Origin of the sequence: Paenibacillus cineris (genome assembly GCF_018333335.1) — a bacterium.
GTDB lineage: Bacteria > Bacillota > Bacilli > Paenibacillales > Paenibacillaceae > Paenibacillus_AQ > Paenibacillus_AQ favisporus.
The window spans coordinates 274,439-291,951 of record NZ_BORU01000001.1 but is presented as its reverse complement, the minus strand read 5'-3'; the positions used below and the strand labels follow the sequence as shown (position 1 = coordinate 291,951).

22 protein-coding genes are annotated in these 17,513 nt (G+C 42.0%); 3 read left to right on the top strand and 19 right to left on the bottom strand.

Translation table 11 applies throughout. From position 1 onward, the window contains the following. Positions 1-177: 177 nt before the first annotated feature. The 3 genes from KI379_RS01580 to KI379_RS01570 form a co-directional block, all read right to left on the bottom strand. Positions 178-624, bottom strand: coding sequence for a pentapeptide repeat-containing protein (locus KI379_RS01580; protein WP_244879164.1), 447 nt, complete (start codon positions 622-624; stop codon positions 178-180). A 295-nt stretch (positions 625-919) separates the two neighbouring features. Next, entirely contained in the window at positions 920-1,339 is a 420-nt protein-coding gene (locus tag KI379_RS01575) for a GNAT family N-acetyltransferase (protein WP_076173391.1), read from the bottom strand. Between the two features lie 232 nt (positions 1,340-1,571). Further along, complete coding sequence (locus tag KI379_RS01570; RefSeq protein WP_212982571.1) at positions 1,572-2,135, bottom strand: GNAT family N-acetyltransferase; 564 nt, start codon at positions 2,133-2,135, stop codon at positions 1,572-1,574. Positions 2,136-3,142: 1,007 nt separating this feature from the next. Here KI379_RS01570 and KI379_RS01565 point away from each other — a divergent pair. Both KI379_RS01565 and KI379_RS01560 read left to right on the top strand, forming a co-directional pair. Beyond that, complete coding sequence (locus tag KI379_RS01565; RefSeq protein WP_076173393.1) at positions 3,143-3,370, top strand: DUF6199 family natural product biosynthesis protein; 228 nt, start codon at positions 3,143-3,145, stop codon at positions 3,368-3,370. 186 nt (positions 3,371-3,556) lie between these two features. Continuing rightward, a complete protein-coding gene (locus tag KI379_RS01560) occupies positions 3,557-3,757 on the top strand; it encodes a hypothetical protein (RefSeq protein ID WP_212982570.1) in 201 nt (66 codons plus the stop codon). Positions 3,758-3,836: 79 nt separating this feature from the next. Here KI379_RS01560 and KI379_RS01555 read toward each other — a convergent pair whose 3' ends face one another. The 13 genes from KI379_RS01555 to KI379_RS01495 form a co-directional block, all read right to left on the bottom strand. Then, entirely contained in the window at positions 3,837-4,034 is a 198-nt protein-coding gene (locus KI379_RS01555) for a hypothetical protein (RefSeq protein ID WP_212982569.1), read from the bottom strand. Positions 4,035-4,213: 179 nt separating this feature from the next. Beyond that, positions 4,214-4,477: an alpha/beta hydrolase gene (locus tag KI379_RS33980; protein WP_244879163.1), complete on the bottom strand. Its 264-nt coding sequence runs from the start codon at positions 4,475-4,477 to the stop codon at positions 4,214-4,216. After that, positions 4,390-4,680, bottom strand: coding sequence for an alpha/beta hydrolase (locus tag KI379_RS34325; protein WP_212982567.1), 291 nt, complete (start codon positions 4,678-4,680; stop codon positions 4,390-4,392). The genes KI379_RS33980 and KI379_RS34325 overlap by 88 nt, the downstream gene beginning before the upstream one ends. Before the next feature lie 150 nt (positions 4,681-4,830). Further along, positions 4,831-4,992: a hypothetical protein gene (locus tag KI379_RS01540; protein WP_163879033.1), complete on the bottom strand. Its 162-nt coding sequence runs from the start codon at positions 4,990-4,992 to the stop codon at positions 4,831-4,833. 124 nt (positions 4,993-5,116) lie between these two features. Then, positions 5,117-5,479, bottom strand: coding sequence for a VOC family protein (locus tag KI379_RS01535; protein WP_212982566.1), 363 nt, complete (start codon positions 5,477-5,479; stop codon positions 5,117-5,119). A 64-nt stretch (positions 5,480-5,543) separates the two neighbouring features. Then, positions 5,544-5,927: a VOC family protein gene (locus KI379_RS01530; RefSeq protein ID WP_163879233.1), complete on the bottom strand. Its 384-nt coding sequence runs from the start codon at positions 5,925-5,927 to the stop codon at positions 5,544-5,546. A 19-nt stretch (positions 5,928-5,946) separates the two neighbouring features. Next, positions 5,947-6,693 (bottom strand): class I SAM-dependent methyltransferase, encoded by a 747-nt coding sequence (locus KI379_RS01525; RefSeq protein WP_212982565.1) that lies wholly within the window; start codon positions 6,691-6,693, stop codon positions 5,947-5,949. Between the two features lie 145 nt (positions 6,694-6,838). Beyond that, positions 6,839-7,303 carry a VOC family protein gene (locus KI379_RS01520; protein ID WP_212982564.1) on the bottom strand — a complete coding sequence of 155 codons (465 nt, stop codon included), beginning with the start codon at positions 7,301-7,303 and terminating at the stop codon, positions 6,839-6,841. A gap of 381 nt (positions 7,304-7,684) precedes the next feature. Then, positions 7,685-8,197 carry a phosphotransferase-like protein gene (locus tag KI379_RS01515; RefSeq protein WP_212982563.1) on the bottom strand — a complete coding sequence of 171 codons (513 nt, stop codon included), beginning with the start codon at positions 8,195-8,197 and terminating at the stop codon, positions 7,685-7,687. A gap of 498 nt (positions 8,198-8,695) precedes the next feature. Then, positions 8,696-10,246 carry a hydantoinase/oxoprolinase family protein gene (locus KI379_RS01510; RefSeq protein WP_076173399.1) on the bottom strand — a complete coding sequence of 517 codons (1,551 nt, stop codon included), beginning with the start codon at positions 10,244-10,246 and terminating at the stop codon, positions 8,696-8,698. Further along, positions 10,239-11,342, bottom strand: a complete 1,104-nt coding sequence (locus KI379_RS01505; RefSeq protein ID WP_076173400.1) for a DUF917 domain-containing protein — start codon at positions 11,340-11,342, stop codon at positions 10,239-10,241. The genes KI379_RS01510 and KI379_RS01505 overlap by 8 nt, the downstream gene beginning before the upstream one ends. Continuing rightward, positions 11,343-12,608 (bottom strand): cytosine permease, encoded by a 1,266-nt coding sequence (locus KI379_RS01500; RefSeq protein WP_212982562.1) that lies wholly within the window; start codon positions 12,606-12,608, stop codon positions 11,343-11,345. A gap of 135 nt (positions 12,609-12,743) precedes the next feature. Beyond that, positions 12,744-14,273: a PucR family transcriptional regulator gene (locus KI379_RS01495; RefSeq protein ID WP_244879162.1), complete on the bottom strand. Its 1,530-nt coding sequence runs from the start codon at positions 14,271-14,273 to the stop codon at positions 12,744-12,746. Positions 14,274-14,899: 626 nt separating this feature from the next. Between KI379_RS01495 and KI379_RS34215 the strand changes: the two genes are divergently transcribed. After that, positions 14,900-14,983 carry a putative holin-like toxin gene (locus tag KI379_RS34215; RefSeq protein WP_220687457.1) on the top strand — a complete coding sequence of 28 codons (84 nt, stop codon included), beginning with the start codon at positions 14,900-14,902 and terminating at the stop codon, positions 14,981-14,983. 311 nt (positions 14,984-15,294) lie between these two features. Here KI379_RS34215 and KI379_RS01490 read toward each other — a convergent pair whose 3' ends face one another. From KI379_RS01490 to KI379_RS01480, 3 genes are all read right to left on the bottom strand, one after another. Further along, positions 15,295-15,777, bottom strand: coding sequence for a DinB family protein (locus KI379_RS01490; protein ID WP_212982561.1), 483 nt, complete (start codon positions 15,775-15,777; stop codon positions 15,295-15,297). Between the two features lie 185 nt (positions 15,778-15,962). Next, a complete protein-coding gene (locus tag KI379_RS01485; protein ID WP_212982559.1) occupies positions 15,963-16,616 on the bottom strand; it encodes a lysozyme inhibitor LprI family protein in 654 nt (217 codons plus the stop codon). Then, positions 16,613-17,260 (bottom strand): YdbC family protein, encoded by a 648-nt coding sequence (locus KI379_RS01480; protein ID WP_212982557.1) that lies wholly within the window; start codon positions 17,258-17,260, stop codon positions 16,613-16,615. The genes KI379_RS01485 and KI379_RS01480 overlap by 4 nt, the downstream gene beginning before the upstream one ends. Positions 17,261-17,513: the final 253 nt, after the last annotated feature.

Here is a 17,513-nt window from a genome sequence, read left to right as displayed (position 1 = left end):
TCACGAAGTCGATCCTCCTTAGAATGCTCCTATCTAAGGAAGATCGATGCGTCCGCTGATTCAGCTCCCCTACAAGTCTCCCCGGGCGAACCAAAGATCGGCGTAAGCCGATCCGCAGCGAGAACACTACGTTATCTGTGTGCCAGTGCCGTCTTCGAGTTACTCACAAAAAATTTATCATTTGTTCTTAAGCAGCTCTTCTATTAGTATCCCGTTGATCTTTAGGCCGGTAATGTCACAGTTATTTATCTCCATATTGCTCAGATTACAATTATGAAACACTATAGGCTTATAATCTCCGTTTGGATCATAATTTCTGTCACCTTCCTGAGGCAAAACAATATTTACAAACTCAGTCCCGAATAGGTGTACATGATCTACCTTCATATGACTCATATTTGCATGCTGAACTGAAGTGGCGGATAGGTTAGCATTTCTAATTTCAACCTCACTAGCATTAACGTCAATTAAAGTCATTCCACTCATATTTGCATTATTAATCTTAGATTTTGATAAATTAACATTATCAAAATCTAAACCCTCCGCATTAACTTCCTTGAACTTAGATCCTGAAATGTCTTTCATCTCCAATTCCATCTTTGCAACTTCTAATCCCATGCTCATGCTCATTCTCCTTTTCAATTTAGGTTTGTATGTGAATTTCAATGATGTTTAATAGTAGGAATCATACTTGTTTCAATGTAACGTTTACCGAATGAACGACACGACCCGGCCTTAGATAACTCCTATCTTAGGCCGGGTCGTGTGTTGTCTGAACCATCTTTCATCTTCCATGATTATACATCTGACAACCAAGGGGCGTCAGCCCCGAAGTGTGATGTAATGGGCCGCTTCTTCGAATAAAGACAAGACGTCAGCCCGCTAAACGATCTTCTTACTAAAGATCTCCATATTTTTATTATTCATATATTAAAACCCAATACTTCTCTCCGGGTTTTCCTTCTTCAACAACCTTCTTCCATCCACTTTTTTCATAGAAACCTAATGCTTTATGATTTTCTGATACACACTTTAATCTTGCGGGCTTACCCATTTTTTCTATAGCATGGTTAACTAATTGAGTACCAACCCCTTTACCGCTAAAATCGGGGTGTACAAATAAATTATGAATAAAGTTCTCAGGTAAATATAAAGATGCGAAACCAAGGATTCGGGAATGTTCTTCAGCTAATAGTATATATTCCTCAGTTGTATCTCTATCAAAATCATCTAAATTCATTTCTTCTGCATTTGCCCAGTGAAAGCTCTTGCGGCGCGATTCAAGATATATTTGTCTTAACTGAGGGTAGTCTATTTTACTTGCTTCTCTGATAATTATAAGATCAATCTCCTATCTACAAAAAATTTTGAGTGATATAAACATAATAAAGGATATGATGAAACCCATTCAAGCAGCAGAATGTCGCGGATGAAATACACACATGGGCTGAATAAGTGCGAGTTGGCCGGCAGCAGAGCGGTTAGTTGGTGCAGGGTTGTCTGTTGAGTTGCTCCCCTTGAAGTTGATCATTTTCTGCAAACGATATATGTTCTAAACTAAAAAACCGCAGCTACGCAGCTGTAATAGAATCTTTCTTCAGCATGGAGAATATCAATGTATCCGTGATGAACTCACCAAATATATAGTCCCGAAGCAAACCCTCCTGTACAAAACCCAACTTTGTTAAAAGATTTACAGATGAATGGTTTTCCGGCATGACTTTAGCTTGTATTCGGTTTATATCCAGCTCATTAAATCCAAACGGAATAATCGTTTTGAGCACTTCGGTCATGATCCCTTTTCCCCAATAATCTCTTGATAAGTTGTAGGATAAGTTAACCATGGATCCTCTCACAAAATCGTTCAAAATGCATGTCCCAATAATTTGATCCTCATCTTTGGATGCTATTCCCCAAGTGATCATTTCTTTTCTAGTAAATGCGTTTTGAAACCGCGTAAATGTCTTGGAGGATGACTCGATATTTTTGGGCCCTGGATATCCCCAGTATTTTGTTACTTCATGATCTGAGAAATAAGTGTAATATGCCTCGGCATCTTCCGAACGTAATTCTCTCAATATAAATCTGTCAGTTTCAAGCTTAGGGAAAGAAGTAAATGCATCTTTAAAAGGCATATTGGATCCTCCGGTTTATGGTTTTTATAGCTTCTTGTGTCATTGGGGGACATCTTTCCATGATTATACATTGGAAGACTGAGGGGCGTCAGTCCCAAATGTTAGGCACTTACGTGCTGCTTTAATCTACAATGTCCTTCCAGAATGGTATTTGTTTTATTCCTGTCAAAATCAATCTGTTAAATTTTTAATTTAAAATCAATTCAATAAAAGTATTGTCACTTGGCGATCCCTCGCATAACGCATCAGACATATCGTTATCATGCACTTCCCAGAATTTGTTAATAGTGATAATGTATTTATAACTAATTACTAATAAGGAGATAGTTAAATTGCATAAAAAGAAATACTTCACCCTCTTACCACCGTTCCTCCTTCTCGCAATTATCCTGGCTTTCACTCTTCCAGACGATAAAAAGTCTTTTGCATTACTAGCCATGATTGCATTTTGGATTACATATTATGTTTGGATTTACATTGAGAAACTGATAGAGAAGAAGAACGATTAGTATTTGTTGCGACTTCTGACTCTACTGCGTCATTACCTCTATCCTTATAGATGATTGATTGTAAATATGGTTATTGATGGAATAATCCCCCTATTTTGTGCTAAGGTCTATAATGAGGTGCATCCATGAATGGTAAAAAACTTGTGCTCTTGATTGTGCTTATCTGTGTATTTGGATTAGTCGCTATCTATGGGTTAATTTATTTGATCATATGGTTTGCTTTTAATTCATAAATTTCGGCCCCGGCGTCTTGGACAATCTAACTTCTGCTTTGGGAGGTAATAACATGAGTGGTAAAAAAATTTTCCTGCTGGTAGTGCTCATTTTTGTAATAATCGAAATTGGGTTAATTGGATCCTACTTTTTGGCGACCGCGGAACCCCCAACTCATTAAACATTAAGTTGCGTTCTCCCATCGGTCCGTTAGTTAGTCAATATTTGTTAAGCGGAACTTCAAGTAGCTCCTAAGCGTCTTATATAAAAAGGAGCTGATTTAACATGGTTCAAGCAACCTTCATTATTTTCGGTGCTATATTTATTGCACTCGGTATCCTTAGTCGCATTAAACCTACGTTTGGTTGGAGTATGAATGAAGCGTGGAAAGTGAAAGGTGACTCCGAGCCAAGTGACGCCTACATTGAAGCCCGAAAATTTGGTGGGTTTATAGCGATCGTGATCGGTTCATTTTTCTTTGCAATTGGAATTCTATTAATATTTATATATTAAGCTCTCAGTAAGCCAAGTTATTTATACGAGCAGTGTCCGATCTCTTTGTCCCTCTTATTTATATAAGTATGGTTTGCAAAGGGTACCGTACGACAGGGTTCTTCGTCTTTATGTACTCGGTATCCGGCATTACGAATGGCGCGCAGAGACATGAAATGATATTCGGCCTGGAGGTGAAAAACAGCTATGAAAAACAGAAACTTGACAGGTGTTGTGTTGGCCATTATTTATTGTTTTGTCCTTTATGGGATATTAATCGAAGCACCACCTGGTGAAGTTCCAAATCATCCGCCATGGGCATACTTAATGATTCCACTTGGAGCAATTGCAATTACGGCTCTCTTTGATTTTGTGATCAAGTACGATTTCTTCAAAAAAAAGGAATGAGTGAATTAATAGTGGATCATAATTTGACCTGTAGGAGATATCAAGACTTTGTCGCCCGGTCAGACTGGACTAATCATAGCTATTCTTTATATTCGCCCATTAATATTCTTTCTTTAGCTATGCTCCTAATTTCTTCGTCATCGTCATTTATTAATAATTCTAAGACACTTAGTTTAACTTTTTTGTTTCTAACTATTGATCCTCGAACTAGTGCTTCTTGATCATTTGCTAGTTTCTTTTGCATTAGTTCAGTGATCTTATTTTTCGAAGCGATCATATGTCTTACTCGCCATTTATTCCATACAGTTCTCTGTTCGTTCTTGTCTTGTAATTACTACATTCGGTCTCGATCCTTTCAGCAACCGGGCTCATACAATAGGATAAAAATTCATGGAGAACTTGATCTGATAAATCACTAACCTTACAGATCATATAGATGCTCCCTTCTGATATGATTTAATATTTACTTTGCGTGAATTTCATAGTTGAACCACAAACCGTCCCGTCCATATCGATTCCCGCCTTGATCCGGTCGTCCGTGTAGGACGCATCAAACGTCGTAGCCCCATCGAAGGAATGTCCCATAATGCCGATCCGCTCCATGTCCATCATCCACTCCAAACCGGCTGCATTTACCCTCGAGTTGACTGCTGCCAATTTGTCCAGAACGAACCTGACATCCCCGCTCCATACTTTCCCGATGTTCCGTCCCTGCTCCAAAAATGATCCTCAACCAAGACACTTCTGTAGTCCGTCACCCTGCCATCCGGAAATACCGTCGCCAAAGTACTGTAGGTATGGTCGATCGCAGCAACGACGTAGCCGTGGCTTGCCAGTTCTTCAGCCTGTGAAGCGTGAAGTACCATCCCCGGGCCCATCCCATGGCTTAGGATAATCAGTGGAAACGGCGCCGCTTCGCGCACCGCTTTGGCATTTGATTACGAATGGGTGTCGATATACTTCCAGTAGCTCAATATCCATGATGGAATGCCGATCTGCTTGACGCAGCCAGGAGCCGGCCGCAATGCAGTGTTATCGGATGAATCGGCTTTCTCGATATCCCTACTAAGCCATTAATCTTTCCTATCCCATACCACGATGAACAGTGTTGCTAATGGTCCAATTAATAATGATATTAGAAACCAATGAAGTCCGCTTCTGTTCTTTCCTTGTGCTAATCCTGCATTAATTAATGCAAGTGTTCCCCAGCCAACAGTGAACTCACTATTATTCATAAATTAACTCCTTATTTTTGTTGAATCGACGCTGCAGCGCTTTGTTAAAAGAAGGAACTTTGTAACACCTCAGATCATGTACTTCTTATTTTCACCTTTAAAATGCCTTTGAAATTACATCTTTTTAAATTGGTTTAATAAACTCAACCCGATTGCCAAAAGGATCCCTGAATTCGAATCTTTCATATCCTGGTATTGCAACAGATTCCAGTATCTCAATACCATTATTGTTAAGCAGCTTTTCCATTTCTTTTAAATTTTCCACTTCATACGCTAGATGGGCTTTCGTTTGTAAACGATCCACTCCATCTTCTGTTCCAATATGTAGTTGTTGATCTCCTACCTGAACCCAAAAGCCGCCTCGACCAACTAGTGATTCCGGTTTTGAGATTTCTTCCAGTTTGAGAATTCCACAATAGAAGTTCCTAGCCTCTTCTTCTTTTCCCTTCGGAATTGTGATTTGGGCATGATGAAGTCGTTTTATCATATCAATGCTCCTTTTGAAAATTTATTAATATATCGCTTCGTTCATACATGTAACGTTCTCATATTCACGAATCGTAATTAGAGATTTCGATTAAATTCCCATCTGGATCTCTAAGATAAACCGACGTGATCGATCCTAATGCCCCTGTTCTCAATACAGGACCTTCCTCAATCATTACATTACAATATTCTAAATGGCGTATGACATCGGGTATATGATCGTCTGTTATAAAACATAAATCAGCAGTGCCTGGCATAGGCGTTTTCGCTTTTGGTTCAAACTCTTTGCCTGCTTCATGTAGGTTTATTTTCTGCTGCCCAAAATGCAATGCCTTTCGTCCTTCTCCAAATGTTACCGTTCGCATTCCTAAGACCCGAGAATAAAATTCACAGGTTTGATCAATATTCGAAACAGTCAACACTAAATGGTCTAAACGATTGATGTTTATCTTAATCAGCCCCCATTTTTTAAAGTTTTCTTGCTTTGATCACGAAGGTGACCGGAAACATCTTCGCTCTTTTTACCAAATCATCATTTGCATCGTGCAATTGTATGATTTCATTGTCAGTTTCTTCAATCATTTGTTCAATAACAAACCCTGCTTTCGCCAACGCGTTAATGTAGGTCGATAGTTTACGGTCAGATAAGGTTAGTTCGCCTTGACAAAAATCTGGAGATACCGAATACCAGGATTCATCGAAATAAGGCTTGTTAATAGCAAATCTATTATTTTCTTGAACAACACATCGGTGTATAGGATGAGACCAGCTGAAAATAAATATGCCGTCTTTTTTTAAATAAGAAGCGATCCGGCAAAAAGTGCCTTCAAGGTCGGTTGTCCAGCCTATGGCGTATATCGAATAAACAATGTCAAAATAATTTGCGGGTATGTTGCGCTCTTCTTCCATGGGAGAACAGATCAATTTTGCTGACAGGCCGCACGCCTTCAAATGCTGTTTTGCCCTTTCAATTTGTTTTTCTGATATATCGATCCCCCATAGTTCAGATGCGTTGCGATCCCCGTGATATTGCAAGGATTGACCGTTTCCACAACCAATCTCTAACATCTTTTTTCCGGACACATCACCAAAAAGTTGGCATTTTTCTTCTGAAACAAAAGCTCCATAATAAGGAAGCACGATGGCTCTTAAGAAGTCATTTCCTTTCGTATCCCAATAGAAGCTGTTTGTTTCATGAACATGATGCTTATTCAACCTATTGACCTCCTCTTCATCGATACCCTCGGCCAAACCGAAGGGCGAATGCACACAGCGCAATTATGCTGTTATACGAGATCTCCTTCTTCAACGAAAAATTTGCTGTCATTCGCGAAGCAGCCCTCTTATACTCGTTCTTCAATTAGGGCTGCCACACTTCCCATATGTTACCGTCAGGATCTGCGAACGTTATGTTCGGTCCGCTTGTCACTCGTTCACCTAAAATGTTCACTCCGTTTTCCTTGAATCGTTTAGAGAGTTCTTGAATTCTCGGAGTAATAAAGCATGCCATTGCATGGGGTTTGCCGTTGTCCAATGACCATGAAAAACGTAATCGACCGCCTTCTTCATCCGATTGGTGAAGGAACAATGCAGGTACGACTTGCCTTAAACCAGGGGAAGGCAGGTTTCCATTACGATCGGGAAGATTCAATACAGCCATCTTCATTCCAGGCTCAACAAGGTCGTTGTTTGCGGGTTGGTACCCTAAATTCTTTTGGTACCATTGAATAGACTCGTAAACATCATTTACTGGCACGTAAATACAAGTGATACCCGTAATGTCTTCCAGGCTTTCTTCAACTTTGTTTCCCTCATTTGCGTTCATATTCAATTCCTCCCTCTCATCATCGGTAATCAACTTTGATATATATGTAATAAAGACCAAGTGCTGCGAACACTTGGTCAGTACAATGGGCTTGGATGATTTATTCCCTTCGAAGTCAAACAGTAACAAAACCCACCTCGGCCTCAACCTTCGGGTGGGTTTTTACTTTCTCTAGTTGTTATATTGATGTTGTTAATAGAGCAAGAGTGAAGACCCTGCCCACCTAAGAATCGATTGTAGTTATATTTTACCTTTTTTGGCATTTGCGCACAAGCGTTCTCTATTTGTTTTATAAGCATACTTTTAAACAACTACCTACGAATCCCGAAGCTTAAAGGAGCGCGGTTACTGGAATTACACACCTAAAAGACTTGTGTCGTTTTACTCAAAGAATTTTCTAATTATAATTTCTGCACACTCTTCTGGTGTATTTAAACTGGTATTGACGGAGCAACTGTATTGAATGTTCTTCGCCATTAATTCACTTTGCCAAACTGACTGATCCTCTGATCTATCCCCACGCTCAATATTGCGCTTGCGGCATATATCTAAGGGACAATACACCTCAACAATTTGTAATGGATACCCCATAAAAATGCCTTTAACCTTGTCATAGTGTGGTACTAATTCAGGCCTTTCAACTAAAATCCCATCGATCAGAATGTTCTTTCCACTATCTGAAAATAATCTTGCTGTATGGTACATCATAATAATGACTTCGCTAAGATACTTCCAATAATCTTCATGCAGATGTTTATCCCCTATCATTTGTTCAAAAAGGTCATTTGCAACTACATAAAAAAATGGATCCGTGTAAGATTGAATGGCATCAACGATGGAAGTTTTTCCAGAGCTTGTTACTCCATTCAAAAAGATAATTTTCCCTTTATCCATCTGGCTCCCCTTCCTGAGTGGTTTTAGATAAGAATTACACTCTTTACGAGCCTGAGCGGCTTAAAAGAGCGCCAGTGACTGGATCCGACGGGCTTATCCTTGCAAGGTTGTGAGCTGAATCAGCTTCCCTGCGTTCCATATTTTGGGAATCAATAGGCAGAGAGCGCAGCGTAGATACAATGTTATGTGATGGGGATGCACGCTTTGATACATTTTTTATTGTGTTATTATTTATGTAATAAAGACCAAGTGATGCGAACACTTGGTCAGTACAATTGGCTTGGATGGTTTATTCCATTCTAAGTCGTACAGGAAGAAAACCCACCTTCGGCCTCAACCTTTGGGTGGGTTTTTACTTTCTCTTGTTGTGTTAATGCATCTTTCACTTCCATGGCTTCCCCTCCGTTCGAAGGGAAACCATGCCCGCCTAAGATTTAATTGCAGCTATAATATATTATATTTTACCTTTTATCATATTTACGCTCAAGGTTCTCTCATCTACTTCATGTTTCCTACTACTTTCACTCTCAGTCTCGTCGCATTGCCCGGATGATAAGCCAGCGGGGTTTCTTCCACTTCCACAAGCTCAACCGTTGCCGGATCAGCGCCAGCCAGCACCGCCTGCTTCACGGCTTTTTCTTGCGCATCTCTTAATGAATCCTCACGGGGCTCTGTAGAATAAATATAAATTTGTTCATATTGTCCGCTGATTTGAGCGATACACGCGCCAATGGCGTTGGCTACGCCCCCGTTCTCAGGCTTAATCATATGGGATACCCCGCGAATCGTGTCCGGGATAACGACACTGCCGCCGCCTACCAAAACAAGCTCAACGTCTCCCGAGGATGTCTTCATTTTATCAATGGCCTGCTCAATAATGGCTGCAATTTCAGCTTGCACATTTTTTGCAAAGTCTTCATCCAGATGCGCTACCAAGCTCTTATCCCCGACATCCGCGAGGCCCAGCCGAACGGCAATGTCGGTTGTCGTCAGCGTATGCCCGCCAAAAACCAGCGCTTCCTGTCCAATCTTGTATCCTACGCTGTCAGGGCCAACTGTAATTTTGCCGTTCTCCGAACGCACAATGCTTCCGCCGCCCAACCCGACGGAGATAATATCCGGCATGCGGAAATTCGTGCGGATATCGCCAACCTCGACCGCAACCGAGGATTCTCTCGGGAAGCCGTCCTGCAACACCCCGATGTCCGATGTCGTCCCTCCCACATCGAGAACCATCGTATCTTTGATCTTCGCCAAATAAGAGGCACCGCGTATGCTGTTCGTCGGCCCGCATGCAATGGTTAGGATCGGAAATTGCTTTGCGTAATCTATCGACATCAGGGTACCGTCATTCTGGCATAAAAACACCGCTGCGTCTGTGATGCCCTCTTCTTCTAACGCCTGCACAAAACCTTGGGTCGTCGTTTCAATCACCTTGCATAAGGCTGCGTTCAGTATGGTCGCATTTTCCCGTTCAATTAAGCCGACAGAACCAATCAATGAAGAACAGGAAACAGGGAATTCAGGTCCGTATACTTGATGGATGAGATCGCGAATCTGGAGCTCCTGATCATTTTTAATGGATGAAAATACACCAATGACTGCGATGGACTCGACGCTGCTCCCCCATTCCTCTAAAAGAGCTGTAATTTCAGCTTCATCGACTTCTCCAAGCACTTGGCCGTCATATTCATATCCGCCATGAACGAGAGCATATTTACCCGACAGCTTCTGAACCATATCCTCAGGCCAGGACGTGTACGGAGCAACGGAAGCCGTTGCCGGATAACCCAGACGAATGACGCCGACTTGCGCCAGCTTTTTACGCTCAACAATGGCATTAGTACACTGCGTCGTGCCTAGCATGGCATGCGTGATTTGGGTTTTATCAATATTCGATTCCTGCAGCAAATTCCGGAGCGAAGTTTCAATCCCTGTTTTAATATCTAAACTTGTTGGGGATTTAACCGCATGAATCAAATGATGATTCTCATCCAATATGATGGCATCTGTGTTGGTGCCGCCTACATCGATCCCGATTCTATACATTCTCAGCCACCGCCTTTTTCACCAGTTCCTCAATCGCAACATAATCGTAATCATATCCGAAGTATCTTGGTCCTACCGTCTGGACTCCCTTTTCCGTTCTCCACTTTTCATGAGCGGGCAGTCCAACCACCCGTACGCGTTTTCCGTATTTCAGGCTCTCCGTAGTTACAGGCGACAAGGTTTCGTAATCAACCAGACAGATCAAATCGGGGGTCATCGCTACCACTTGACCGTTCTTTTCAGCAATCAGGTTTTCATTTTGAAAATGAACCTTCATCTCGCCGCCTTTAAACGCCTCGATTCCTTCAAGATGCATCTGGCCGAGGTTAAATCCTCCCTTGGTTTCCCGGATGACATCCACAATTTTGCCTTGGAAAAGTTCATAGCCGGACACCAGGTTCAGCAGTTCTTGAAGCTTGTCGCCCGCGTCCCGATTCTTCGATGTAATGATGGCTCCGATCTGTTCGGACAGGGTCACGATATGATGAACGCCGCTCTGCTTGATTTGCGCACCCGTTGCCGGGTACAGGCTGACTAAAGCACTGGCCCCCATTTCGACCGTGGCCACTCTGGCGAGCCGTTCTGTCCATTTATTATCAATGGTCTCAAAGATGCCGATGTTCCCTTTTTCATCCGTAATCGCCATCGGTGTCGCCGGAATGCCATCCAGGTTAAACGTGACCATTTGCAGCTCCGGGAATGCCCGTCCCATACCATCACAGTCGATCAGAGGCAATCCCAGCTGCGCCGCAACGACGATGGGGATCATGGAATTAACGCCTCCCGCTTCCATCGGAAACGTGCCGGCGATCCGTTCTTTTCCCAAGTAATTCGCTAATTTTTGAAAAACCTTAACAAACTCGTCCCCTTTAGGGAATTTCTCAACTAATACGGAAGGCGCCCCCATCATCGCGGCCGGAATGAAAAAGTCCTCATCCTGAATCTCATCGACGGAGAACAGTTTTACTGGTCCAAACTTCTCAATGGCCGAGAGAGCCATCAATTTTCCGATGTAAGGGTCCCCCCCTCCGCCGGTTCCTAAGAATGCTGCGCCGACGGCGATGTTTTCAACAGCTGCTTGATCTAAATATCTCATTTACGTTTCCTCCAATATGACTGTTTTCCGAGCCGATAAACGATAGACTACATAATAGATGACAAAAGAAATGACAATCCCGATCAACGGCTGATTCGGTACCTGCGGCAGGCTTGGGAACAGGGATAACACAACAGGGGTACAAGCGATGACCGCGCCCACTAGCCAGGAAATGACGCCCAGTATATTCACGCCTTCGACCTCATGCCAGCGGCTCTTATCCCCTTTGCCAAGCACCCAGTAAGATGCGATCATCACGCCTGCCACCGGCGGAATCATGGCCGACAGGATGGACATAATCGGCGTAAAATAGTTGAGTATGCCGACGACAGCCAGTACCGTCCCGATCGTTCCGGCGATGCCGACGGCCCATTTTTCTTTTTCCTTTGATACGTTGAACACGTTTATTAAGGCAAAACCGCCTGAAATGGCATTCACGAGGTTCGTTTTCCAGGTAGCGAGGATCAAAACCACACCGCCAATAAACGGAGTCGTGATGCTCAAAAAGGTTGCTGTAATATCGCTGGCCTGGTAAGCAATCGTCAGGACCGCTCCTGCACCGATCATCAACAAGCCTGCTGGGATAATTCCGAAAAGGGCGGCTTTCAGGACATCGGACCGTTTTCTCGAAAATTGGGAGTAATCTCCCGCGATAACCGCTCCCAAGGCAAACGAACCCAGGGTTACCGCCAGTCCGTCCGTAAAGCTCATAGCTCCATGTGGCTTGAAATTCTGAATGATCTGCAGGGATTCACCGGTCAATGCTTTGATAAGACCAAATACGCTAATCCCAATCAATAAAGGAACGGCAATATAGCTGATGACGCGCAGCACTTTAACGCCATAGATCGCCGAGACCACCATCACAAGACCGCAGATGAGAGAAGCCAGCGGAACCGGGACACTCATTCCACCTACGGCTAACAAATTGGCCAAGGCCGCACCGCACACATTCGCCTGAATTCCGAACCATCCGAGGCACGCAATGGCGAGAATGATCGAAAGAATTGTCCGGGATCCTTGTTTGCCGAACACCTGCCCTGCAATCTGAACCGTCGGCCTTCCTAAATCCGTGCTTTGAATCCCCTGCAAAATCATGAGCAATACAATGATGGAGTAACCCACCAACGTGACGAGCAGCGCTTTCGACAATCCCATGCCTGCCACCAGCGTGTTTCCCACCAATAAACTGGGGATGCTGATGACCGCGCCGGCCCAGATGATCCCGAGACTGAACCAGGATTGATGCTCTTTAACGGCTTTCATATGATCTCCCCTCCTCAACCTTGTACGTTCGAATTGTTTTTTCTTATTGTAAAAGATGAAGCCGGGCAGCGTCTTTTTCAGAAAACAAAAAAAAATCCGATGTTTTTGTCTGATTGGACAAAACATCGGAACTTTTTAGTTATGGATGAGACGGTAGACCATGCAGGCGGTATAAACATCGTACGATTCCGAATTGATGGTCACATCATATCCGATGAGCTCGCAAATTTTTTTGATGCGATATTTCACCGTATTTTTGTGGACGAACAACAGCTTGCTGCAGTCATCCATATTTCCCTTCGCATCCAGAAGAAACGTCATCAGGGTTGTCAATGCATCAAGGTCATCCAACAACGGCTCCAGGACAGACAAGCATTCTTCCGTGATCTCTTCCCCTTGTTTGCTTAGATCGATCGCCCGTTTCATGGAACGGACTTCAGCCGCGGTGTATAGTTTGCGGTGATGGTAGATGCGGTGAACCTCTTTAGAGGCTTCGTTGACGAGCTGGTACATTCGGCGTACGTCCTGCGTGTTCCGCATCCTCGGAGAATACACGATGCTCGATATTTCAGCGATGAGACTCGTGGTTTCGATATATTCCGCTGCGATTTCAAACTCATTGTATTTATAGGAACAATTCCCCAGCAAAACGACAATGCAGTGATCGATTGTTTGAATGACCGCGGTTTTATAATATTGCGAGAGATACGCTTTTAAGTCTTCCCTTATCTTTCTTTCCTCCGACAAATCCTGAATGTACACGAGCCACATCATTTGGATGGCGGAAACGTCGATATACAGTAAACTGGCCAATCTGCGCATTTTTTCACTCTCATCATTTACGATGGCTTTAACCAGAGCGTATTCGCTGACCTCGTTATGCTTATCTCCCCACAAATTGATGGCCACCTGCACCACCTCGCTGATTTGATCCATCGTCTTCGGAGGCAGCTTCGAATTTTCTTTAATGATAAACAGGTAAAGGGCTTCCCCGTTTTTTTGCTGAACACGTTTGTATTCAACAAAGCAGGACGAATCCAGCTCCCCTTCTCCCGTTCTGCCGTTCAAAATGGAAGGCGCCATGGACCGGATCAGATTCGCAACAGGGAGCGATGAATTGCGCGGCCACATGACACGATTGATGATATCCAGGTTGCTGTTTGTCAGAACGATGTTCGCTTTCATCCGGTCCGACAGCAGTTTAAGGGTAATTTCCACGCTCCGCAAATGTTCCGGCAGCAGCGATACCTTTTCCAGTGATTCATTCACGAAATGCTCATTCACATTCTGATTGCTGACGATCGCCTCCATGACTTCATAAATGACTTCATTATATCGAAGAGAGTAATCGTTTCTCGGCATGCAAATGATAATAAAATTCAAAGATTCAGCCAGCTCGAGCACTTCATCAGCGATATCTGGCATTACAATGCCAACATAGTACAGAATCAGCCCCACTTCACCCAGGTCATGCAGGTACTGAACGGTTTTGCACTGCTGCTCTACGCTGTCTTTTATGGAATAAAAAGAGCTGATGACCAACTCTTCAGCATACCACTCTTCTTGAACGGTTTGAATAATTTGCGAGAAGAAATTGACATCCGCCACCTCTAAAACAGATAAAGAGGAAACGGTCTGATGAAGCCTGCTTGCTCCAGTGACCACCTGAGCCCCTCTAAACGAAGGCAGCAGCAGTAAATCTTTAACGGTTACCCCAATTCAACCACCACTTTTTTGTCGATTCAAGCTGCTCCTATACTTCAATCTGTGCGATAGCTTGATCATATACTTCTCTACATCTTTTATAGATAATATTAGTATAACCCTCGTTATGATAAGCAACCAAGTATGTTCCTTTGCCAACTATGAAATTTTTTGCATACTCGGCTTGGTCCACTTTACATGCCAGCTTAATAAAGGAGCTGCATTATATCTCCAACTAGCACTGGTTTCTCGTAACCTTCCCGCATCTATAACACGACCCGGCCTTAGATAACTCATATCTTAGGCCGGGTCGTATGTTGTATGATTTAACTCCTATGAGCTTGCTTCTGACAACCAAGGGGTGAAAGCCCCGCAGCATAGATGCATTGTTAAGTATGTTACTGCCTTCCCTGTATTTACTTTCTCATATAAGTCTTACAGATTTATATTGTTTTTTGTCCTTAGTGTATTCTAGTTATTTATAGTATTTTAATGGTATTTTGCTCTACCTCATATGTTATAATTTTCTAGTACAATATACGGCTATAAGGGCGGTCGGCTAATCTCCCAGAAGGGAGGTGATGCCCATGGAGGTCAAAGATGCACTTTCCTTAATGTTCATGTTCGGCATGTTCATTTTGGCATTGCTCACCTACATGAAAAAGAAATAGACCGCCCTGGTTAGGATAACGGTCTATTTCCGACCCATCTTACATGGCCGACTGCTCTTTATGCAGTTATTGTACTGGGAGCCGTGTTACCGCACGGCCCCTTATTTATTCTTACCTCAGTATAACTCATTTTATAACGCTTTTATAGGGATTATTTGTTTATTTATCTTGGTCCTAATGATTTAATTGCAGTGATTTCACGTAACGTTCCTGTATCCACGACGTCCCACCAACTTAAGCTCCACCAGGGGCTGGCCGCGGTCCATATACCATTCTTGAGGCTCAGGAAGCTTAATACCCACAACCCTTTTTTAACCTACACTTATCAATTGTTTTTTGAGCAGCATGATCTGGCCAATATGATATGCATTATGAATACATAAATTTGATACTACTCCCCACCAAGGAGCATTGGAATATGAGGCGATTTCTTTTATAAGTTTATGATCTTCGCTTTCCTCAAGTGCCCTATTCCAATTTTCAAAGACTGTTTCAAGTCTCTGTAAGGTCTTCTTCCACTCAAAATCATTTATTGTATGTGGATTCACGTAAAAAGTATCATCATTGTTTATTGAACTTTCTAATTCAAATGGTTCAACGTTATATCTCTCAAGCCACTTCTCATTCCAAAATATGAGATGATTCACGATCGACCAAATGGATTGTTTACTTTCATTTTCCCATGTAGCTTGTGTAGCATTTAAATCTTTTAAAATTTCATGGAGTGGAGTGAACCAACTCTTATCGTTATAACAGGCGTTTAACTGGTCTATGAGAATAGATCTATAACTCATCCTTTTACCTCACTATCTTTCTTTTATTTCCGGTAACGTTCTTGTATTCACGAAACGACCCAACCTTAGATAGCTCTTATCTTAGGATGGGTCATTTGTTGTCTGAGATACATCTATGATCATTCATCTGACAACCGAGGGCGATAGCCCGAAGATGCTCCGTTACTGTCTCGAAGATTCCAACTCTATTTTTTACTTTGGTATATAAACTCAACTTCACGATCTAGCAAATATCGATATTCAAATAATTGCATTGTTCTTTCCCTTATTCTCTCCTTTATAACCGTGGCTAGACTTACAGGTCCTCGTGATCCAAGGTATCCATTATAAATAAATGTCTCCTCTACAAATTTTGTTTCCTTTAAGTGATACTGTAACCATTCTTTCTGTGATTCAATGAGTGCTTCTCTTGGTTCTCGATCCAACATCGAAAGAAGCTTTTCATATATTTGATTCAACTCTTTATCCCAAATCTCTGTATATTTGCTTTCCAACGCCCCCCATTCCAATGTTGTAATTATCTCTTCGGAATTCTGAAATTCATTAACTTCCACCTCATAATCATGATCTATAGGGTTTCGAAGCATTTCATCATAAAATTCTCCTTTCAATTCATAGTTCCCAATGTTCATGGATATCACTTCATTGTTAGAAGGATCTGATCGACCTTCAGTTATTTCTTTCGATTCTGTTCCATTACCTGTACTCACTACATCAAAAGGCATTTCAGAATTCACTATTGATTTAGTCTCGCTCTTCAAGGTAGTCGATTGACTAATATTTTGACAAGATGAAAACACTATCGTAATAAAAAATAATAAGAGGATCTTACCTTTCATAAATGATCTCCTAGCACTTTCCACGAGTCCTCACTTACAAAGTGTTGACTTGAAATTCTAATTATGTCTAACTCCGTGTTCGCTCTCAATTTAAGATTAGTGAAAAGATGATTTGTGTAATTCTCATGTGCTTCTTGACTTACCCAACCAGTTAGGGTTAAATACCGATGATTGTCTTTAGAAGAACAGGCAAATTTTCCACCAAGCATCGCATTAGTCGTTTTCATTCCTGGACTCCAAACTTGATTTTGGACCTCTTTAAAATGATTAATTCTATCTTCTTTTACATCGGTTAATGCAGTTCGAATGAACTTGCTTTTTCTAAGAACTGAAATAAAATCATCTAAAAGCCCTGTGATGTTATTTACTTCTTCAAAAAGTTCAACATTAATTGATGAATACGTCTTTGACTGATTAGATTTTGAGACTATCTCATCATGTACATTGCCCATAAAGTAATCATAATCTTCTTTACTTTCCCAAAATGAATATATACAAGCCGACAACTTATTTTTTATATCCCAACCGCCTATTTGGCCTATGAATCCTTTTAGGTTATGTATTAATTCCCAATTTGTTTGTAACCTTGAAAAAGTCTCAACATCATTGCTTTTTACTTGACATGTAATTCTTTTAATTAACATTTCGATGTACCCCTTTTGGAATTTTTCATCTCTTGCGCTGATTTCATATAACTCCCATTCTACGACTATCGCATACTCTTTCCTTTCCCGCCGAGTATGCGATACTCGTATTACATTTGTATCTCCCATGGTATGCGAAATTACCAAATTATTCAATTCAATAATCGATCCAGCTGACTCAGTATACGGCGGACGTCTTTGATACTGACACGGGTGTAGATTCCGGTGGTTTTGGAGCTTCCGTGCCCTAATA